The sequence below is a fragment of the Nostoc sp. TCL240-02 genome (assembly GCF_013343235.1).
Classification (GTDB): Bacteria; Cyanobacteriota; Cyanobacteriia; order Cyanobacteriales; family Nostocaceae; genus Nostoc.
In genome coordinates this window covers 1,640,629-1,662,778 of sequence record NZ_CP040094.1, presented here as the reverse complement: position 1 = coordinate 1,662,778, position 22,150 = coordinate 1,640,629, and the positions used below count along the sequence as shown (strand labels likewise).

10 protein-coding genes and 1 pseudogene are annotated in these 22,150 nt (G+C 41.3%); 2 read left to right on the top strand and 9 right to left on the bottom strand.

Features of this window, described 5'->3' with window-relative positions:
- Positions 1-260 precede the first annotated feature (260 nt).
- The 6 genes from FBB35_RS07235 to FBB35_RS07210 all read right to left on the bottom strand — a co-directional run bounded on the left by FBB35_RS07235 (position 261) and on the right by FBB35_RS07210 (position 17,536).
- A complete protein-coding gene (locus tag FBB35_RS07235; RefSeq protein ID WP_174709094.1) occupies positions 261-4,562 on the bottom strand; it encodes a non-ribosomal peptide synthetase in 4,302 nt (1,433 codons plus the stop codon).
- Positions 4,559-7,840, bottom strand: a complete 3,282-nt coding sequence (locus FBB35_RS07230) for a non-ribosomal peptide synthetase (RefSeq protein WP_174709093.1) — start codon at positions 7,838-7,840, stop codon at positions 4,559-4,561. The genes FBB35_RS07235 and FBB35_RS07230 overlap by 4 nt, the downstream gene beginning before the upstream one ends.
- 72 nt (positions 7,841-7,912) lie before the next feature.
- Positions 7,913-9,064 carry an acyltransferase gene (locus FBB35_RS07225; protein ID WP_174709092.1) on the bottom strand — a complete coding sequence of 384 codons (1,152 nt, stop codon included), beginning with the start codon at positions 9,062-9,064 and terminating at the stop codon, positions 7,913-7,915.
- Between the two features lie 378 nt (positions 9,065-9,442).
- Complete coding sequence (locus FBB35_RS07220; protein WP_174709091.1) at positions 9,443-14,359, bottom strand: type I polyketide synthase; 4,917 nt, start codon at positions 14,357-14,359, stop codon at positions 9,443-9,445.
- A gap of 3 nt (positions 14,360-14,362) precedes the next feature.
- Positions 14,363-16,393 carry an amino acid adenylation domain-containing protein gene (locus FBB35_RS07215; RefSeq protein WP_174709090.1) on the bottom strand — a complete coding sequence of 677 codons (2,031 nt, stop codon included), beginning with the start codon at positions 16,391-16,393 and terminating at the stop codon, positions 14,363-14,365.
- Between the two features lie 909 nt (positions 16,394-17,302).
- Positions 17,303-17,536, bottom strand: a complete 234-nt coding sequence (locus FBB35_RS07210; RefSeq protein WP_174709089.1) for a hypothetical protein — start codon at positions 17,534-17,536, stop codon at positions 17,303-17,305.
- 301 nt (positions 17,537-17,837) lie between these two features.
- On the opposite strand from FBB35_RS07210, the gene FBB35_RS07205 reads away from it, so the two are divergent.
- Positions 17,838-19,469 (top strand): IS1634 family transposase, encoded by a 1,632-nt coding sequence (locus tag FBB35_RS07205; protein WP_174709088.1) that lies wholly within the window; start codon positions 17,838-17,840, stop codon positions 19,467-19,469.
- Here the strand turns inward: FBB35_RS07205 and FBB35_RS35690 are convergent.
- Genes FBB35_RS35690 through FBB35_RS35680 form a run of 3 tightly spaced genes read right to left on the bottom strand, consistent with a single transcriptional unit; the run spans position 19,462 to position 20,123 of the window.
- Positions 19,462-19,689: a transposase gene (locus FBB35_RS35690; RefSeq protein ID WP_174709087.1), complete on the bottom strand. Its 228-nt coding sequence runs from the start codon at positions 19,687-19,689 to the stop codon at positions 19,462-19,464. The genes FBB35_RS07205 and FBB35_RS35690 overlap by 8 nt on opposite strands.
- Positions 19,690-19,707: 18 nt before the next feature.
- Positions 19,708-19,962: a transposase gene (locus FBB35_RS35685; RefSeq protein ID WP_174709086.1), complete on the bottom strand. Its 255-nt coding sequence runs from the start codon at positions 19,960-19,962 to the stop codon at positions 19,708-19,710.
- Complete coding sequence (locus FBB35_RS35680) at positions 19,959-20,123, bottom strand: hypothetical protein (protein ID WP_174709085.1); 165 nt, start codon at positions 20,121-20,123, stop codon at positions 19,959-19,961. Before FBB35_RS35680 ends, FBB35_RS35685 begins: the two co-directional genes overlap by 4 nt.
- 112 nt (positions 20,124-20,235) lie before the next feature.
- Between FBB35_RS35680 and FBB35_RS07185 the strand changes: the two are divergent.
- Positions 20,236-21,290, top strand: a pseudogene (locus FBB35_RS07185) (IS630 family transposase).
- The last annotated feature ends 860 nt before the right edge of the window (positions 21,291-22,150 follow it).

Genomic DNA, 22,150 nt, shown 5'->3' with positions numbered 1-22,150 from the left:
TGTTGTGTGCTGCGGAATCCTGGATACTGCGTGGGTTTTGAACATTTGTAGGATGGGTTGAACGAAGTGAAACCCAACAAAGCCCCGAAAATGTTGGGTTTCGTTCCTCAACCAAACCTACGAAATTTAAGCTTTTGAGCAAAACCTACGCAGTATTGGGTTGGAAAGCTATCACTAAAACAGAATTCAGAAAGAACTTTGAGTGGGTCAAAATAGCCTTTATATCTGGCTTAAAGACTTAAGTTTTGTATTTCCCTGAGTTACTTCTTTCCTATGGTTTCTGCAATAATTTGATCTATGCAAGACTTCATTTTTTCAGACACAGATCGTACATGGGGTTCTTTAAAAATGGAATTATGAATCCCAGAAATATCATAAATATCCACTCCTCCTAATGCCAATTTACCCCAACCCATTTTGGCATCAGCCTCTCGTTGTCCAACTACAAGACCATCTTCTGTTCGGAATACGGTTGCTTTACCTGAGTAAACTTGTAGAACATATTTTCTTAGCGCTTGTATAGTGGCATGTTCCACCATAAATTTCCGGTTGGAGTAAGGTAAAGGGCGACCGAGAATCAAGTGAAAGTGAAAGACAAACCGCCAGAGTATCTCTTTGACTTGATACTTAAACCGTTCTGTATTTCTTTTTACCTGCTCAATAATATAGTTAGATGCAATTGCTAAAAGACTCTTCCAATCACGAGAGGCTGGCTTTTGTAATGATATGGATTCAGTATTTTTTGAACCATAAGTATCAAATAGAACTAATAAAGCTACTTTCTTACCTTGTATGGTCAATTGCCGAGCCATCTCGTAAGCAATTATACCACCAGAGGAGTATCCACCGATTAAATAAGGCTCACGTGGCTGAATAATCTGGATTTGTTGAATGTAATGCGCTGCCATGTCTTCAATTCGGGTATAAGGAAGCTGTTTTCCATCTAACCCTTGTGGTTGTAGTCCATAAAATGGTTGATCTGATCCTAAATGCACAGCCAATTCACGGAAACGTAGAACTTCTCCACCCAAACCATGTACACAGAAGAAAGGAGGCTTAGAACCGTTGGGCTGAATAGCTACTAAAGATGACCAAGGAATTGATGTTTCAGATTTGACATCAGCTGTTGGCACCGCCGCAATCCCAGGTTTTGAGCATATTTCTCGCTCAACAATATTAGCTAACTGCTCAATAGTTGGGGCTTGCAAAAGTATAGATAGAGCTAGATTTTTGCCTACTATCTTTTCAATCTGAGAAAATAGACGTACTGCCAGCAGTGAGTGTCCACCCAAATCAAAAAAGTTATCTGTTATTCCAATCGGATGAACTCCTAAAACATTTTCCCAGATTTCTGTTAATTGAAGTTGTAATGGATTTTCTGCTGTAGCAAATATTTTTTCTCTTTCAATATTCGTTGGATTAAGACCAAGTAAGGCTTGACGATCAACTTGACCATTAGCATTCAACGGCAGAGAATCAACTATGACAAAGGTAGGCAACAAATGCTCAGGTAGCTTTTGCTGGAGAAAAGTCAGTAGTTGCTCACTCCCAATCGTCTCGTCTTGTTTGGGGACAAGATAAGCAACTAAATGTTTGTCTCCAGAAACATCTTCTCTGGCAATCACCGCAGCGTTCTGCACGCCTAGATATTGAGCTAAAATTGTCTCAATTTCTGTCAACTCAATCCGAAAGCCGCGAATTTTAGCCTGATTATCTCGGCGGCCAATAAACTCAATATTGCCGTCACTTAAGTAGCGTCCTAAGTCGCCACTTCTGTAAAGGTATGACCCAGATTCGCTGCTAAAGGGGTTAGGGATAAATTTCTCAGATGTTAACTCAGTACGATTAAAGTAGCCTTGTGTAACACCGATACCACTGATGTAGATTTCGCCAGTAACGCCAATTGGCAGGGGTTGCGATCGCCGATCGAGAATGTAGATTTGGGTATTGGCGATCGCTTTTCCTATAGGAATTTCTGACCGAGTGTTACTGGCTTCAATGGCAGTTGCCGGATCGTAAACCGTGGCGGTTAAAGTTGTTTCTAGCGATCCATAGCTATTAAGCCAACGTACTTGCTTGCCAACTTTTTCTACCCAAGTTAAATAAGTATTACGTGAGACTTTTTCACCACCAACCACGACTAAGCGCAAGCTGACTGGCAAGGTTTGTGGAGATAGAGTCGGCTCTTTAACTAACTGATGCCAAAAATAAGTAGGTAGATTAACAACGGTAATCTGTTGTTGAGCAATGAATGGGAAAAACTGCGCTGTCGATTGTAGCTCTTGAGACTGGAGAATTACAGTAGCACCAGCAATCCAAGTGGGGAAAAGTGATTCAATGAAAGAATCGTAACTGATACTAAGTATGAGTAGGAGGCGATCGCTCTGGGTCAACTCCCAAGTGTCACTGATTGCTAGGCTGTGGGTGACAAGATTACGGTGGGTAATGGCTATACCATTGAATTTTCCATTGCCGCCGGACACATACATTACACAGGCTAGAGTCTGATCTGTGGTATAGTAATCTTGATTTTCTGTTGTGTGTAGTGCAATCGCTTCCCAATCATTATCCAAACAGATAACTTGTACCTGACGCTCAGAGAACTTCTCAACCAATGAGCTTTGGGTTAACACTATGGATATTTGGGCATCTTTTAAAATGAAAGACAGACTATCTTGCCCAGATGTCGCAGCTATGGATACGTAAGTTCCCCCAGCTTTCAAAATACCCAACAGCCCTACAATCATCTCTAGCGAAGGCTTTACATAAAGACCGACGAGTACCCCTGATTTTACCCCTAGAGTTTGCAAATAGTCGGCTAATTGATTTGCACGCTGGTTGAGTTCCTGATAGGTTAGTTGCTGATTTTCAGAACTTACTGCAATATTATCTGGAGTTCGTTTAGCTTGAGCCTCAAACCACTGATGAATACAAGTATTCTGCGGATAATCAGCCTGTTTGCCATTCCAGTCAACTAATAATTGATGCTGTTCAGGTACTGTCAACAGAGATAATTCAGATATCGGCTGATCGGGATTAGCAACAATGCCTTCGAGTAAAGTTTTGAAGTGTCCCAACATTCGCTCTATGGTACTGGCATCAAACATCTCGGCATTGTAATCAAATACCATACCCAGACCATTATCCTGTTCCCGCAAGACTAATGTCAGATCGTATTTGGTTTTACCATGATAGATATAACCAAATAGAGAAGTAATAGTCAAATCAGGTAGTTGCAATGCCCCCATACCACGACCATTTGACCAAGGAGGATTGAGGGAGAACTTTACTTGAAATAAAGGCGAACTGTTCCGACTTTGTTGTTCTGGTCTAAGTTCTTCAATTAGTCTCTCAAATGGTAAGTCTTGATGGGTATAAGCCTCTAAGCAATCCTTACGCACACGGTCTAACAATTGTCGAAAAGTTGGATTTCCTGCTAAGTTACCCCGCATTACAAGAGTATTAGAGAAAAATCCAATCAGCCGCTCGGTTTCTACTTGTCCCCGACTTGCACTGGCAAAGCTAATCAGTAGGTCTTCTTGTCCAGAATAACGGTAGAGCAATAGCTCAAACACTGTTAGGAGAGTCATGAAGAGGGTAACACCCCATTTTTGACTCAGGTCTGTCAGGGCATGGTTCAGCGTCTTTGATAGCAGCAGGGCAGCGCGATCGCCCTGATATGTCTGCACACCGTGAGGACGGGGATGATCGTAAGGTAACTCAATGATCGGTAAATTGCCTTCTAGCTTTTGCTTCCAGTAGTTTACCTGTGACTCTAAAACCTCTCCCTGGAGCCATTGATATTGCCAATTGGTAAAATCCGCATACTGCACTGGTAAGGGAGTTAAAGGAGAAGCATTCCCTGCCGACAATGCTTTATAGATGGTAGTGAAGTCTTGATAAAATATATCAGAAGAAGCTCCATCACAAACTATGCAGTGCATATTCCAGATTAGCAGATGCTCGCGATCGCTCAATCGCAGCAGCAGCAATCGCAAAATCGGCCCATTGGCTAGATCAAAAGGTTGATGAGCTTCTTTAGTTGCCAGTAAAAGAGCTTCCGCCTCTCTTTTTTCATCTGGTACTTGCCGCAAATCAATTACTGGCAGCGTCAAAGAAACATCAGTGGCGATGACTTGAGTAGGTTTTCCATTCACGGCTGGAAAAGTTGTCCGCAGAACTTCATGGCGGCGAACGACTTCTCTCAAACTTTCCTCTAAGAAAGCAACATTGAGATTCCCCGTAAAACGCACCACAACGGGCATATTATTTGAGGAACTGTTAGGTTCAAACTGATGCAGGAACCATATCCGTTGCTGACCAAAGGAAAGCGGCAAGTTGCCATTCCGTTCACAAGCAACAATTGGGGGAATCTGTGAACTGGCGGCTGTAGTGATTTGTCGCAGAAAGTTGATGATTTCGGCTTTTTGAGTTTTTAACTCGGTGAGCAATTCTGGTGTGAGACTGTCTTTTGCTGCCCGATAGCGTAAGCGATCGCCCTCTAGCCAAAGTTTGACATCGCGCTGACGTAGTTCAGAGAGTAGTTCATCTAATGTTTTCATAGCTCACCTTCCTCGTAATCATCAGCGGTTTCACTATCAGCAGCCTGAACACCTTGGGTGGCCCAACGCAGAGTTTCCACTCGTTCAGCCAAATCTGCTACCGTTGGCAATTCAAATAAATTGGACATGAGAATTTCTACTTGCAAGGCTTGGCGCAGTCGAGAAACAACTTGAATTCCTAGTAGAGAATATCCACCCAATTCAAAAAAGTTGTCGTAAATGCCAACCTGCCTGACATTTAAAACCTGTGTCCAGATATCTGCAATCTGCTGCTCAATGGGAGTGCGAGGCGCTACATAATTTGCTTCCAATTCTGGACGGAAAGAATCAGGCTTTGGTAGTGCCCGACGATCAACTTTGCCGTTAGCATTTAGCGGCAAGGCTTCCAGTGCCATAAAAATCTTGGGCACCATGTACTCAGGAAGCTGCTGTTTTAAGAATCGACGTAACTCGGAGATTATTTGCAGGTTATCTTGACCATTTTCTGCTACAAAATAACCAGCTAGCACTTTCTCACCAGGAGCATCTTCTCGAACAATTACTACTGCTTCTTTTATTGCCGGATATTGCAAAAGTGCAATTTCAATTTCACCCAATTCTATGCGGAAACCGCTCACTTTTACCTGATTGTCAATCCGACCCAGATATTCAATCTTTCCATCTGGCAAATAGCGAGCTAAGTCTCCACTTTTATATAAGCGTGATTGAGGATTTAGGCTAAAGGGATTGGCAATAAATCTTTCAGCAGTCAGATCCGGGCGATTGAAATATTCTCGTGCTAAACCATCGCCACCAATATACAACTCACCTGTGATTCCAATTGGGACGGGTTGTAAATGGGAGTCTAATATATAAACTTGGGTATTAGCAATGGGGCGACCAATAGGAATAGAAGCTCCTGGCTTTAGTGGTGCTGTAATCTCATAACAGCAAGTAAAAGTTGTACTTTCTGTCGGACCGTAACCATTAATTAGTTTACAGTTTTCTACTGTGTTGATAAATTTCTGGACGTGGGTAACGGATAAAACATCACCACCCGCTAACAGTTGACGTAAGGGTTTTAAAGCATCAATTTTTTCATCGACTATTAGATGGAATAAACCCGCCGTTAGCCATAATGTTGTCACCTGATATTGCTGAATAAATTGCCCTAATTCGTCTAAAGATGGCGTATGGGGAGGGAATATTATTAGTTTTCCACCATTAAGTAAACAACCCCAGATTTCAAAAGTTGAAGCATCAAAAGAGATCGGACTAATTTGCAGAAATACTTCTTTGGCAGTGAGGCTTACATAGTTAGTTTCTTTGACTAATCTAACTACACCTTGATGGATAACACTAACACCTTTGGGCTGACCTGTAGAACCAGATGTGTACATTACATAAGCCAAGTTTTCAGCCTTGACATTACTAATTAAATTCTCTGGCGTTGCTTGGTTGATAGTATGCCAATCGGTATCTAGACAAATTACATTTGCTGCGTGAGCAGGTAGTTTGTCAATTAGCTGTTTTTGGGTCAACAGTAATTTGATCTGGGTGTCTGCAAGCATGAAAGCCAAACGTTCTTGCGGATACCCTGTATCTAGGGGGATGTAAGCTCCACCTGCTTTCAGAATCCCTAAAAGACCTACTACCATTTCTAAGGAGCGATCGACGCAGATTCCCACAAGAACATCTGCACCTACTCCTAATGTTTGCAGGTATTGCGCTAATTGGTTGGCGCGAATATCTAACTCTCGATAAGTGAGTTGTTGTTCTTGAAATACCAATGCCACAGCATCAGGGGTGCGTTCTACCTGCTCCTCAAATAACTGATGAATGCATTTATGTTGGGGATAGTCTATTTGTGTCTGGTTCCATGTTGCTAATAACTGTTGCTCAACTGCTGGTAAAATTGGCAATTTAGCAATACTTTGATTGGGGTTAGCAACTATACCCAATAACAAAGTTTCAAACTCTGCCATCCGGTGGCGAATAGTGTCAGCGTCAAATAAATTAGTGTTGTACTGACATTCCAGGGTCATCTGACCATGTAATTCTGTGGCGTTGATGAACAGTTCAAAATTCTCGAAGGAACGGGGGTTAGAGAAAAATTCTACTTCCAACCCAGTGAAGGGGAGTTTATCACTATCTAAACCCTGATCGATATTGAATGTAATGGGAACTAAGGGAATACGGCTAGAATCCCGTGCCAAAACTAATTTTTTGACCAGACTACCAAAGGTAAATTGTTGATGATCGTAAGCATCTAAAACAGCCGATCGCCGCGATCGCAAGTAGTCGCTGAAAGATTTTTCGCCATCAATCTGGCTACGCAATGGTAATAAGTTTACACAGTGCCCTACGAGATTATATTGCCCCAAAGCAGCTTGTCCGGCGGCTGGAATCCCAACAACCAAGTCGTTTTGCCCCGTCAGACGGTGCAGCCAAACCTCAAATCCTCCCAGGATAGTAGTCATAAAGCTACAACCGAGTTTTGTGCCTAGTTGTTTGAGGTTGGCAACTAATTCGGGGCTTAAATGCCAATCTTCACGGGCAGCGTTAAAGGTTCTGAGTGGTGGACGGGGGCGATCGCTGGGGAAATCTACAACAGGTACAGAGTCAGCGAATTGTTCCAACCAATATTTTTCTGTGGCGATCGCTTCTGGACTATCCGCCTCTTCTTCCTGCACAATCGCATATTCACTTAAATTGTCTGGTTCTTCTAATTCAGGAACAATACCCTGTTGCAAGCCAGAATAAAGTTTACCCAAATCTGGCATCAGCACTGCCCAAGACCAACCATCACAAATAATATGATGGGCTGTCAAAGTAGCTAGATGCTCCTGCGCCTGCAATTTGACAATTTTTGCCCGAAATAGGGGGCCATGTTCCAAATCAAAAGGTTGCTCTACCTCTTGTAGCAAGATACTAGCTAATTTTTCCTGTTTTTCCTGTGGTTCCAGGTTAGAAAGATCAATAATAGGGATTTCAATTTGCCGAGAAGCTACAATGCAGAGTGTATTGCCATCCGTGCTAAAAGTTGTCCGTAGTGCTTCATGACGTTGTACTAACTTTTCCACCGCAGACTGGAAAACTTTGACATCAAGTTCGCCTTTTAGCCGCAGAGATTGGGACTCGTTATAAGCACAATTGGCAGCATTCCCCATTTGTACAGAAGCCCAGATTTCTTTTTGTGATTCTGTGGCAGGGGCGGTTAGAAGTAATTCTCCATCTGCAAATGGATCAAAATCAACCGCAGTTAAACTGGATTGGTAATCTACAGGTAATAAGCTCATAAAAATCTATTATTTTCTCAGTTTATTCGAAGTAAAATTTAATTTTTCTTAGAAAAATATTGGCATTTAAATTCATTGTTTAGCCAAGATTGTAGACTTTAAAAAATTACGCATTGGAACCTCTACAAATCTATATGTCAATGATGCAGCCAATATGATAATCATAAGAAATACTCCTAGAGATGTCAAGGCTTCATGTTCTGTGAATCCTTTACCAAAAGCATGGTGAAGTTTATAAATCCATAATGTTTTTAACAATTCTTGAACAAACCAATGAACCATATAAATCGAGTAAGATATAGTCCCAAAATACAGCATCAAACGTGAATTTAAAATTTTTGATATTACACAATTATTGTTGATAGATACCGCTAAGATTAGGAGAGAAAAAGCTGGTAAGATTAGCCAATCATGAAGACTACGCCAATAAGTCCAGTAGTAATTCATAATCAGAATTATCCAAGTTATAGCTATAATTGCTAGTAAATTAAGATTAAAATATTTTCTATAATTACCTCGGCGATAGATTTTATAAGTTATAATGCCGAGTATGCACTCTAGCCCGCACCTAGCTATGGAAGGTATGCCAATAATACTATCTAAATTTCCACGGGTAAAAGCGATTAGTAGTAATATACTGAAGAGGACAAAAATGTAAATTTTTAAATCATTTTTTTCATTGTTTCGCAATAATAAAAATAAGAGGAATGGAAATATGCAATAAATAACAAATTCTACACTAATTGACCAAGCTGGCTCATTCCAATAAGTATCGCACCAAAATAAAGGCGGGCAATTTAAGTCGAATGCTTGGAGTAAAAAAATATTAGCAAAAAGGGCAGTTAAGTTAAATTTACCAGTAAAGGCAGAATTATTTAGTAAAAATATTTTTAAAATTTCTAATCCGATAAATAGAGAGAGAATAAATATATGTATAGGATAAATTCTGGCAAAACGCGACAATAAATATGAACGATATTTAGATGAATTAACTTTTAATGAAAAATCTTCAATATAAACGTGGGTCATGATAAAACCACTCAGAATGAAGAAAAAATCAACCCACAAATATCCATTACGAAAAAAATTGCTATATGCTGATAAAGTGGAACCAGTTTTAGGTAAAGTGTAATACGAGAAATGATGTACAACAACAACCAAAGCTGCAATACCGCGCAGAGCGGTGAGCGAATTGATTTGGTTATACATTGATATTTTTGGCATTGAATTATCTCAAGAATATAAACAGTTAGATATTTTTAGGATAATATTGATGGTTTCATGGAATTTATGAAATACAAGTATGCTAAACATTGTTCACCAGATTATGGTTTTGGTAGGCATTGCCTACGCTATTTATAATAATTATTTTGCTATATCAAATCTGTCAAAAGTTTAGCTTTTAATTTCTACTATGATCTGCTTAGGGCTGACTTGAACCAGGTTTAAGTAGATGATCAGTTAATATAAAAATCCCTAATCGATGAGTATTTACTATTTGCAAACATAGTTAATTTTTGGTGTTGCTGAATTGGAGTAGGAATTGACATTTTTTGATATGACTTCATACTTTCAATCAGCAACGCCAAATTTTTAAAGCACTTAGGAAACACTTGCAACTTGTAAATATTTCCCTGGTCGCTCGGTATCGGGGATATACCAGGCGGGATTGCCTTGGGGATCTCGTCCTAATTTGGCATTAGGTTGCGGAGGACGATTACGTAGGCTGTTATTGGTAACTTCGCTGTTTGTTACTTCTATGGGCGGTGCAGACAAAAAGCCAGCAGACTGCATTTCGGCAATACTTTCTTTAAAGGCTGCCATTACAAAAGCTAGATCGGCTTCGGAATGAGCTGTTGTCAAAAAGCAAGGACGGTGATCCCAAGTATGCACTCCCTTATCCCGCAGTAAGTAAAATAGCAAATCTCCATAAGGAAACTCTGGTGAAGATTTCACCATAAACAGGGAGCCGAAGTTATAAGCTGTAAACGGAGCCTGAACTTTCTCGAAATAGCCCATAAGTTCCGCTACAAACTTATCGGTTCTTGCATTGAGATTTTGCTGCAAGCTGGGGCCACTCTGTTTTAAATGTTGAAGTACTGCTTTGGCGGCTGCTAGTGCTAAAGGATGGCGGACAAAAGTTCCCGCAAAGTAAGTTACACCAACTTCTGGAACTGAGTCATCCCCAAACTGCCAAAATCCACCATCTAAAGCATCCATATATTGCGATTTCCCAGCAATAACTCCAATCGGTAGTCCACCGCCCACAATCTTGCCGTAGGTTGCTATATCAGCTTTGATACCAAAATGCGCCTGAGCGCCACCTGGATGAATTCTAAATCCGGTAACGATTTCATCAAAAATCAGAGCAATACCAGCTTCTTCCGTGAAATCACGCAATTGCTGAAGGAATTCCTTGGGCTGGTATTCAGGGCGACGGCTTTGCACAGATTCAACCATAACTGCTGCTAACTCATCAGCCCGACTTCTAAGGATTTCTAGAGACTCAGGTGAATCGTAGTCCACCACCAAAATGTTCTCTACCATTTCGGGTGGGATACCAGGAGCAGCAGGAATTGACCGGAGTTTTTTTGTCCCCCGAACAATTACTTCATCCAAAATACCGTGATAAGCTCCAGAAAAGATGGCGATTAAGTTACGCCCTGTGATGGTGCGTGCCATCCGCATCGCTCCCAAAACCGCTTCCGAACCTGTGTTGCAAAAGGCTGCTCGGTCAAAGTTGGTCAACTCACACATCAGCTTTGCCACTTCTCCAACTAAGGGAGTCTGCGGCCCAATTTCCATGCCTAGTTTCAGTTGCGCTTCAATTGCTTCGGTAATGAAAGGTGGCGACCAACCAAACAAATTCAAACCAAAGCCATTGCTTAAATCGACATATTCATTGCCATCAAGATCCCAAAGTTTAGAACCCGATGAACGAGCCGCTACGATGGGATAAACCATCTCTTTCATCGTCGGGTTAAAGCCAGAAACAGTTCTTGGATCTGCCAAATAAGGGCGATGAGATTGAGTGTATTCTTTAGATTTTTGAGTCCGTTTTGTATATCTTTGGATAATTTTATCTAGATGAGTGCGTTGTTGCGTTGTCAGAGTTTTAGTCTGAGTTTTTTCAATTCGAGCAGCCGCACCAAATGCCTTTTTAGCACCATTTGATTCCGTGTCTACCGATGCAGGTGATTCTTTGCCCGTTTGAGTAGCTGGGATAGATACGGCGCTTTGTGGTTTGACACCATTATTTTGAGGTGTCGCCACAGGTACAACTGGGATTGTTACAGGTTGACTGTTGTTACCCAATAGTGCCAATTGCTGACTCATGATTTGTAGCTGCTGATTAATCACATTTTCGAAGAAACTGGATGCAGCAGGTTGGGGAGAAATCTGAGGTGCAGATCCATTTGTATGAACTTCATGCACTACCAAAGTGGGTGATGTGGTTACAGCTGCTAGTAATGGTACTTCGGGAATGGGTTCTGCAACGGTTTCTGTTAATCCTAATGCGGATAAAGTTTCGGCAGACAAGGCTGGATTGATAAAGTCAGCCAGTGTTCCTAAATTGGGGTAAATTTCTAGTAACTGTCGAAGTGTTACCTTTACTTGAAATTTTTTCTTTAACGCTAGCCCCACTTGAGTTAGTGATAAAGAATCTAATCCCATTTCTAAAAATGTTGTCGAATCATCAACACTAGCGATTTCCAATCCTGACGTTTCTTCAATAATTTCTTTTAGCAGAGGAATAAGCTTTTGCTGAGGAGATTTTGTCATATCTTGGGTCTTTTCTAACTGGGGATTTAAAGGTTTGGGAGTTGCTGCGCGATTGGGATGAGGTAAAGGATCAATCCAGAAGCGTTGGCGTTCAAAGGGATAGGTAGGCAGAGGAATTCGTTGTCGCGTTTCCCTTTGATAGAAGTTGCTCCAGTCAATAGATACTCCTGCTAGCCACAGTTGTCCTACTGCCTTGAGTAATGCTGTCCATTCGGCTTCGTTCTCAGCGTTATCGCCCAGAGAAGCGATCGCTATCTGTTGTTTAATATCTTTTGCTTGTTGGCGGGCTAAGGTCGTAGTTGTGATTCGCGGCCCAACTTCTAACAGTACGCGTTCTGGTTGCTGCCATAAGGTTTGTATGCCCTGTGCAAATCGCACAGTCTGACGTAGATGTGTAGCCCAATACATCGGATCAGTTGCTTGCTGGGCTGTAATCCAGTCGGCGGTAACTGTGGAAACAAAGGGGATTTGAGGAGGTGATAATTTAACTTTCCTAACTACCTCAGCAAAGGGGGCTATGATGTCATCCATCATTGGGGAATGGAAAGCGTGGGAAGTGTGTAAACGGCGACAGACAACTTCTTCGCTTTCTAATTGTTTTTGCAGGGCCGCGATCGCCTCTGTTGGTCCAGAAACTACACACAGGGAAGGGCCGTTAATTGCTGCGATCGCTAATTCTGCACTCAATCGCGGCTCTACCTCTTTGGCTGGTAAGCGCACTGAGAGCATAGATCCTTGTGGTAAGTCCCACATGAAGCGACCGCGATTTGCAACCAACATCAGTGCATCTTCTAAGGTGAATACACCCGCAATACAGGCGGCAACAAATTCGCCAATGCTGTGACCAATCATTGCTTGGGGCTCGACTCCCCAACTTTGCCACAGTTGCGCTAAAGCGTATTCAATGACAAATAATGCTGGTTGAGTAAAGCAGGTTTGCTTTAGGGCGATAGCCGCAGTTTCGCGATCGCTCGGTGCGGGATATATAATTTTCCGCAAATCCCCGCCCAGTAATGGTTTAAGGATTTCTGCACATTCATCTACTACCTCCTGAAACACAGGTTCGCGGTTGTAGAGATTCAGTCCCATATCCACATATTGCGACCCTTGTCCGGGGAACATGAAGGCAACGGCTGGATTACGGATTTCTGTATGGCGGGTATTTACTTGATTGGGATCTAAAGATTGTAACGCTGCGATCGCATCTGTGATGTCGTGACAAACTACACTACGTCGATAGTTTAAGGCTTTGCGCCCTCGCTGTAGGGTATAAGCTACATCGGCTAAGTTAATTTCAGCATTGTACTGGAGATATTGCTGCAAATTTGCTGTTGCAGCTTCTAAGGCTGTACTAGTTTTTGCCGAGAGCAACAATAGCTGCTGTGGACGAGAAGATCCAGAATTTTGAATTTGTGGCGCTTCTTCCAGCACAATATGAGCATTAGTCCCGCCGACACCAAAAGAACTTACACCGGCTCGTCGCGGAGTTTCACCTTCTGGCCATTCAGCTAGTTTGGTATTTACATAGAAGGGGCTATTGGCAAAGTCAATCTTGGGATTGGGAGCCTCAAAATTTAAGCTAGGTGGAATCTTTTTATAATGCAGGGCAAGAACGGTTTTAATTAATCCTGCTATCCCAGCAGCCGCAACTAAATGTCCAACATTGCTTTTAAGAGAGCCGATCGCACAAAATTGTTTAGCATCTGTATGTACACGAAATGCTTGCGTCAGCGCTTCAATTTCAATCGGGTCGCCTAAAGGTGTAGCTGTACCGTGAGCTTCAATATAAGAGATGGTTTCTGGATGGAAGTTGGCATAAGCTTGCGCCATTGCAACGGCTTCTGCTTGTCCGTCTACACTAGGAGCCGTAAAGCTTACTTTATCAGCGCCGTCATTATTAATACCTGAACCACGAATTACGGCATAGATGCGATCGCCTTCATTGAGTGCATCTTCTAAACGCTTGAGGACAACTATTCCTGCGCCATTGTTGAACATCGTGCCCTGAGCGCTGGCATCAAAGGGACGACAATGACCATCTCCAGACAGCATACTGCCTTCTTGAGCCATATAACCACTATTTTGAGGTGTAGTCATAGATACACCACCAGCTAAAGCCATATCGCACTGATAGCTACTTAAGGCTTGACAAGCTTGAATAATTGCTACTAAAGAAGTAGAGCAAGCTGTATTAACACTGACAGCCGGGCCTTTAAGGTTGAGCTTGTAAGCAGCACGGGTGGTTAAAAAGTCTTTTTCATTTGCTAACATGGTCTGGAACTCGCCGATGCGATCGACAATTTCCATACGTCCAGAAATATGGTTGGCAAAATAAGTATTTTGACCACAACCAGCGTATAAACCAATCAAACCATCGAAAGATTCTGATTCATAACCAGCATTTTCTAGAGCTTCATAAACCAACTCTAGAAAAACTCTGGCTTGTGGGTCCATAACCACAGCTTCCAGTGGATTAATACCAAAGAAGGCAGCATCAAAAGTTTCTCCCCCAGAAATGATTCCTCTAGCTTTTACATAACTGGGATCTTTGCAAAGGTTCGGGTCAATGCTGGGATCTAATTCCTCATCTTGAAAAAAAGTCGTTGACTCTAATCCCTCACACAGATTACGCCAAAACTCATCGACATTGCCAGCGCCAGGAAATCTTCCTACCATGCCGATAATGGCAACACCATCAATAGGATCTTGATTATCTGAGGTTTGCATATTTACCATTGCTTAAACACCTTGTTGATGATTACGGCGACGAGCTTGAGCTGCTTGTTGGCGTTGAGCGCGATTTTGCAGCTTGTCATGAGACGGTTGGCTGTTCTGGTTTGAATCCAAATATTTTGCTAAAGAACCAATCGTTGAATACTGAAATAGCTTCACAGCAGGTAGTTCAATACCAAGTTCCTGTTTGATTCGCGCAGCAACTTGCAGAATTGAGATTGAAGTTCCTCCCAAATCAAAGAAATTATCATCAATCCCAACGCGATCGATTTTGAGGAGTTCAGACAAAATACCTGCAAGCAAACGTTCTAAATCGGTTTGGGGAGCAATGTACGCTTGTTCCAGTTGCGGACGTTCTCTACTTGGTGCTGGCAATTTATGTCTATCTACTTTGCCATTTGCGGTTAGAGGCAGTGACTCTAACATCACAAACGCTGATGGCATCATGTAATGAGGTAGTTGCTGCTGTAAAAAACTACGTAAATTATTATGTGTATATGTACTCTTATAGTGAGGAACAATATAAGCAGTCAATTGCTTTTCACCTGTTTCATCCTGACGAGCTAAAACAACAATTTCCCGAACATCAGGATGTTGTGCAATCTCCCGCTCAATTTCCCCTAGTTCAATTCGAAAACCGCGAATTTTTACCTGATTGTCAATCCGACCTAAAAACTCGATATTGCCATCTGGAAGATAACGAGCTAAATCTCCGGTTTTGTAAAGGCGGGTTGCTAAATTGCTATCAAATGAATGAGAAATAAATTTTTCGACAGTTAATTCGGGGCGATTCAAATACCCTCTAGCTAATCCATCTCCAGCAATGTACAATTCGCCAACTTCTCCAATTGCTACTGCTTGGAAGTTGTTGTTTAATATATAAACTTGGGTATTAGCAATTGGGCGACCAATAGGAATAGATATACCTGATTGCAGTGGCGCTGTTATAAGATGGCAGCAGGTAAAAGTTGTATTCTCAGTTGGGCCATAACCATTAATTAGCCGACAGTTCTCTACTGTTTGGAGAAACTTCTGCACATGGGGAACAGATAAGACATCGCCACCCGCTAAAAGTTGACGCAAAGATTTTAACGCATCAATTTTTTCATCCACTATGAGATGGAATAAGCCTGCTGTCAGCCAAAGAGTAGTGACTTGATATTGTTGAATAATTTGCCCTAATTCTTCTAATGATGGTGTATGAGGAGGGCAAATTACTAGTTGCCCACCGTTAAGTAAGCAACCCCAAATTTCAAAAGTTGAAGCATCGAAGGAAATAGGAGCAAGTTGCAGAATTATTTCTTCAGCCGTGAGTTGAGCATAATTAGTTTCTTTGACCAACCTAACTACACCACGATGGATAACGCTAACACCTTTGGGTGTACCTGTAGAACCTGATGTATACATGACATAAGCCAGGTTTTCAGCAGTGACGTTAGTGCTTAGGTTCTCTTTTTTATTTTGGGCGATTGTATGCCAATCTGCATCTAGGCAAATTACAAATGCTGTATGAGTAGGTAATTTAGCAACTAGGTCTTTTTGAGTTAATAGTATAGATACCTGGGTATCTAATAGCATAAAAGCTAAACGTTCTCGTGGATACCCTGGATCTAGCGGTACATAAGCTCCACCCGCTTTGAGGATAGCTAAAAGTGCCACAACCATTTCTAAAGAGCGCTCTATGCAGATACCTACAAGAGTTTCTGCTCCTATACCTAGTGTTTGTAGATATTGTGCCAATTGATTAGCACGACTATTCAAATCTCTATAGGTGAGATGCTGATTATTAAATATTAATGCTACAGCATCAGGTGTTTTCTCAACCTGTGCTTCAAACAACTGATGAATACACGCTTGCTGAGGATAATCCGTTTGAGTCTTATTCCACTCGATCAGTAGGTCTTTTTCGGATTCTTTCAAGATAGGTAATGTTAAGTTATATCGTTCTAAGTTATTATCTGATAATAATGAGGTTTGAGACTCAGTTACCAGAAATTGATTTTTATTTTTAGCTAATGAATCAGTTATTGCTTTCATATTTTATTTCCGCAAAAAATAAATCTTTTTGCAAAACTTGTAGTTTTTAAGTAGTGCTGCATTTTTAACTCAACAAATGTCAAGTTTAACATTGCAGCTAATGTTACTACTAAACTATACAAAACCAGAATTATTACTGAGTGAAAAATACTAAGGTTTGTTCTAAAATTCATATTGAGAGATACTTTTATATAGATATAGATTTTTGGATAAACCAGTAAACTATGTAATGTAAGTTGAGTACGATATTGTTTCGAGATAAAGTAAGTAACGATGAATTATGATATCTGAAAACTAAATATAGCTCCAACACCACGCAAGGTTTGTTTAAACACTAGTATTTTTAATTACATTTTTTAGTCATATTTTTAATTTTTAAATTATATTTCAAGACTAATTTGACAAGAAATCATGCCGCAATCCTATAATGTTTATATGAAAGGGCACTGACTCTTAGATTTAGTTTTTTTATTTTGACCTATTTCCTCAAAATCTGAGTTATTTTCAATACATCTTCATTGAAAATTAAAACTTTAGAGGTGATTTGCAATGAGAGTATTAACTGTACGTTCGCTTATTTGAGAGGATAAGAAGAATCAATGCCTTGATGGGCAAGGAAGACAGCGATTTTTCCAGCCGATAAACAAGCAATGGAATCCGTTTGGAGGTAGGTTGAACTCCAGGCTATGACCAGCGAAGTTTTAGATAGTTAGTAAGAAGGCGTAGTTTACCGCTCCAGGCATCGCCCCCATAAAATCAAGCGAGGAAAAGTGAAAAGGAGCGATCGCTTGCTACAAAGCAGTACACTGGTACTATGAAAATCCCCAAATCACATTCTTGCAAACAATTTTAATCATAATTTCGCTTTTTAGAAGTAATTTTATTTATGATTAAGTCTCTAAAAGGGTATCAAGAGAAATGATACAAAACATTTCCCTCTTCATTTACTTCAAAATCAGCATTAAGTTCCTTGGCTTTTTCATCTAAATATTGTTTAGCTAACTGGGTTGATATTTCCGCATTTTTCGCCAGTTGTAATACCGTTATTCTGAACACTTGTAAATGCTGATGAGTGGCGACCGCACTCGTGGGAGGAATTAAGAGTCTGTTCTCTAGTTCAATTTCCAGCGTTCGTACAACCAATAGACATAATCTAACACTAATAAGAATTTAACCTACGTAAGTAGCAAAGTTAGTTATTATCCTGTTATATTTTTATCTTGAAATATAAACTATAGCGGTATGCATTTGAATGAGATACGAACTTGTGTACTATAGTTTGATTTACTGAATTCAAGAGCGACTTGAAAGACTTGATACTGGCTCTACGTATTCAGTGATGCAATAGCAACAATGAGTAAACCAGTGATGAATATCTTGAAGAGAGACTTGTTGAAACCTACATTCCGCAGGTAAGAGAGGAGATCAATGGTATTTTTGATGAATGACACCATCAGTATCAGAAATAAGAGTACAAGATATTGACCACTGTGGGATAGTGGCAGGGATTATTGATCAAATGTGTTTGGTAGAGCAAATCAACCAAATACTGGGAACACATTACCAAGAAATAGTCAGTTCAGGTCAAGCAGTCAAAGCAATGATTCTCAATGGCTTGGGTTTAGTAAGTGCGCCACTATACCTATTTGAGAAGTTCTTTGTAGGCAAAGCCACAGAGCATTTACTAGGGGAAGGTATAAGTCCAGAACACTTGAATGATGACCGCTTGGGCAGAGTCTTGGACAAACTGTATGAAGCGGGATTAACACAAGTATTTGTGACAGTAGCACTGGCAGCAGCCAAGAAGTTTGGGGTGGAAAAGGACAGTTTACACTTGGATTCAAGTTCGTTTCATGTGCATGGAGAATATACCAACAACTCAACAGAAGGTTCAGGCAAGCCAGGAGAGATAACAATCACAAAAGGATACTCAAGAGATCATCGACCAGACCTGAAACAGTTTATTGTAGACCTGATGTGCAGTGGAGACGGGGATATTCCTCTATATCTAAATCTAAGAGTGGCAGATGGGAATGAAGCCGACTCAGCCGTGTTTGCTCAAATCTTGAAAGAATTTCGTCACCAATGGGAAATAGATGCTTTGTTTGTAGCGGATGCAGCACTCTACACCGAAGGCAATCTTAAACAAATGGATTCTTTGCGATGGCTATCACGAGTTCCAGCCACACTGACTACTGCCCAATTACTCTTGGAGAAAATGAGTCAGGAAGCTTTTGTGGATAGCATAGTCACAGGCTACCGAATAGCAGAGTGTTGCTGCGATTATGGTGGAGTCAAACAGCGTTGGCTAGTGGTGGAAAGTGAAGCTCGTGCCGCAGCAGATTTAAAGCAACTGGAAAAACGTCTGACTAAGCACCTCCAACAAGCACAATCTCAACTGCGACAGTTGTCACAACAAGAATTTGCTTGTGCCGCAGACGCGATACAGGCTTCAGGGCGTTTTGAGGCTCAGCAACGCTTTCATGAACTTGCTGAACTAGAAATTATCGAACACAAACGCCATGCCAAATCAGGCAGACCACGTAAAGATGCTCAACCACAACAGTGTTACTATCAAATTCGTGCGACTGTTGTACCTAACGAGCTAGCAATTGCCACTGAAAAACAACGAGCCGGGCGTTTTATTTTGGCTACCAATGTTCTTGATGCTCAACAATTGAGCAATGATGACTTACTCAAGCAGTACAAAGCCCAGCAATCTACTGAGCGTGGTTTTCGTTTTCTCAAAGACCCTTTATTTTTTACCAGCAGTGTTTTTCTCAACTCGAAAGAACGTGTTGCTGCTTTAGCAATGGTCATGGGTCTATGCTTGTTAGTTTACACTTTGGGACAACGGGCGTTACGCCAAGCTCTAGCTCAAGCAAAACAAACCATCAACAATCAATTGGGTAAACCAACTGCCTCTCCTACGATGCGGTGGGTGTTTCAATGTTTCATGTCGATTCATCTGGTAACGATCGCTGGCTTTCAACACATTACCAATCTTACTGACGAACGACGATGGATTCTCCAATTTCTTGGTGCGCCTTGCCGAAAATATTATCTTCTCACCTGATATACCTGCGGAATGTGGGTTGAAAAGCCCTATTAATGGCTTGAGCTAAATCATGATAGGTGCGAGGAGCGATAGAGCGAATAAACTCTTTCACCTTCGACCAACAGTTTTCTATAGGGGAGAAGTCAGGGGAATAAGAAGAGAGAAAGTGTAGAGTAGCTCCTGCAAGTTCTAGAATAGGGCGTAAAAAAGCTTCTTGATGAATGGAAGCATTGTCCATGACCACACAGGCTACCGCCTAGAGGTTAGGTACTAGTCGCTGGGCAATAAATGCCTCAAAAGTTAAACCATCTGTTGCCCCCACAATAGCAATAGAAGCAACAACACCCCGCAATGCGATTGTACCGATGACGCTAACATTCCGACCTCGTTGTTGAGGACGAGTCCCATAAGCTCTTTGTCCTGATAGGGCGCGTCCGAATCGGCGAGTCATTCCTAAATTCACTCCTGCTTCATCTACGAATACCAAATCCTCCACAGATAACATGGTCATTTGTTGTCGGTACTCTCTGCGTAAATTTTGAACTCGTTCGGTTTGTTTTTCACTGGCATGAAGCGTTTTTTTTTGCGGGTCAATCCCAACCTAGTCAATACACGACTAATAGTAGAGTTACTCACCTGAACCTGAGTCTGTTCATGGAGTTGTTCTCTCAACTCCTCTAAGGTGGCATCATTCTTGTGTTCTACTAAGTAGAACGAGGTGAAAAAACCAAACTATGTAAAGATAAGTAAATACGTACAATGCGTCTACAAAGGTAACAGCGATATGGGTAACCGTTTAAGGGTATTTCTGACTAGAGAGCAAGATAAAACTCTGTTGAACCTGAGAACGGCAGATGTACCCCAGAAGGTGAAAGACAGAGCCGAAGTGATTAGATTGAACGCACATGGTTGGTATGTAGAGAGGATAGCAGCACACTTTAACTGGACTGCCCAAACAGTGAGAGAAGTGTTGCATAGATGGGGAAAGTTAGGCTTAGAGGGGCTTTGGGAGAAACCAGGGCGGGGAGGAAAATCAAGGTGGGCAGAAGCTGACATGGTGTTCTTAGAAGAATGTTTGGAACTTGAGCCACGTACATATAACAGGTTCAGTTAGCTCAAAAATTAGAACAAGAACGCTCCGTAAAATTAAGTCCTGACTGGTTAAGGCAGGTACTTAAAAAAAGGGGATCATTTGGAAACGAACTTTGAAATTGTCATAAGGGGAAACAAGATCCGGTAGTACAGCAAATCAAACAGGCTGACTTAGAAATGCTGGAATTGTCTGCGGCGGCTGGAGAAATTGATTTAAAGTATGTGGATGAATCAGGGTTTTGTGCTTGGAGCGAACCGAGTTACAGTTACTACTTTCTCGGACAACAAAAACGCTTAGAACAGAGTAAACGCCGAGGACGAAGGTTAAGTATTATTGGGTTTCTTCAACCTCTAATTAGTTTTGTGTACGGGTTGGTGATTGGCGGTGTTTCACGCAAATCTTATATCCAAATGATGGAGCTTGAAGCACTTGAAGCCCAAAAAGCAGGTCGGATCAGAGTCATCCTTCAGGACAACGACCCGATACATCGGTGCAAAGAAGTTCAGCAATTATGGACAAAGTGGGAAGAGATGGGTTTGTACATCTTCTTTTTACCTAAATACTGCTCAGAGATGAATCCAATTGAATTGGAGTGGCAACACCTGAAAAAAAATGAACTAGCTTCTCAAAGTTTTGAGGATGAATTAGACCTTGCCTATGCTGTCATTGATGGAGTTCAAAATAGAGGAGAAAAGGGAAACTACAGTACACAACGTGTAAAATTTAACTCTTATTCTTCTGCTTAATTTTTCGTTACATACTTATAAATTTTCTCCACGACTTACTTATCCGCTCCTATTTATATAAACTAAACTGTTTAGTTTGCCCCTGGTTGCAGCTACCTTCACACTACCCCAAGTACTAGCAGATCGCGGTGAACGTGTGCTGTTAGTGGAAACGTCCGGTCTTGAGAGCTTTGAATATGTCCGATCATTTTATCGAAAGAACGGTTATGACGAGGAAGCTCGGATTCGGGAGTTCTATAAAGCAGGAGAAGACAAGATCATTTTCCGTAAAGCATTTGGGAAAAGTGCTGCATAACAATCCGCTTGCACACCGACCGGATCAAGTTACACCTTTGGGCTATTACGTGTAATAGGTGATTGAAAGTGCTTCAACAAGAGCCAATAGCTCATGGCTCTTGTTGAAATTTGCTTGTGAGTGCAGACACTGGTCTATGAAGAATGGCTCCTCTCTTCATCTGAAGTGGATGGGTTGATTGGATATAAGCCGAGGATCAAGAAGGGCGAACAGCAGTTTATTCGTGGCTCGTTCTGTTTTGTCAGGTCTGGGAAGATTGGCAATCAGTCAGCCTGGAAGGTAGTAAGAGTCAATTAGCAGTAATTAAGAAACAGCAAAGAATATAAAGCTCTAAACCCTTGTAGGAAAAGGGTTTAGAGTAAGTGCGACCATTCACCTTTATTGCGCGGCATTGGTTTTTACCCATAATTCCAGTCTCGCTAGATACAGCCCAACACTACACTTTTGGCTTGGTTTTCTCTAACTTTGGTTGAAGATTAAATCTTAGTTTTCTCTAACTTTCGTTAGAGGGATAAGTCTTAAAACTTATCATAATGGATGTGTATAACCAAAAGATGAAAGATAT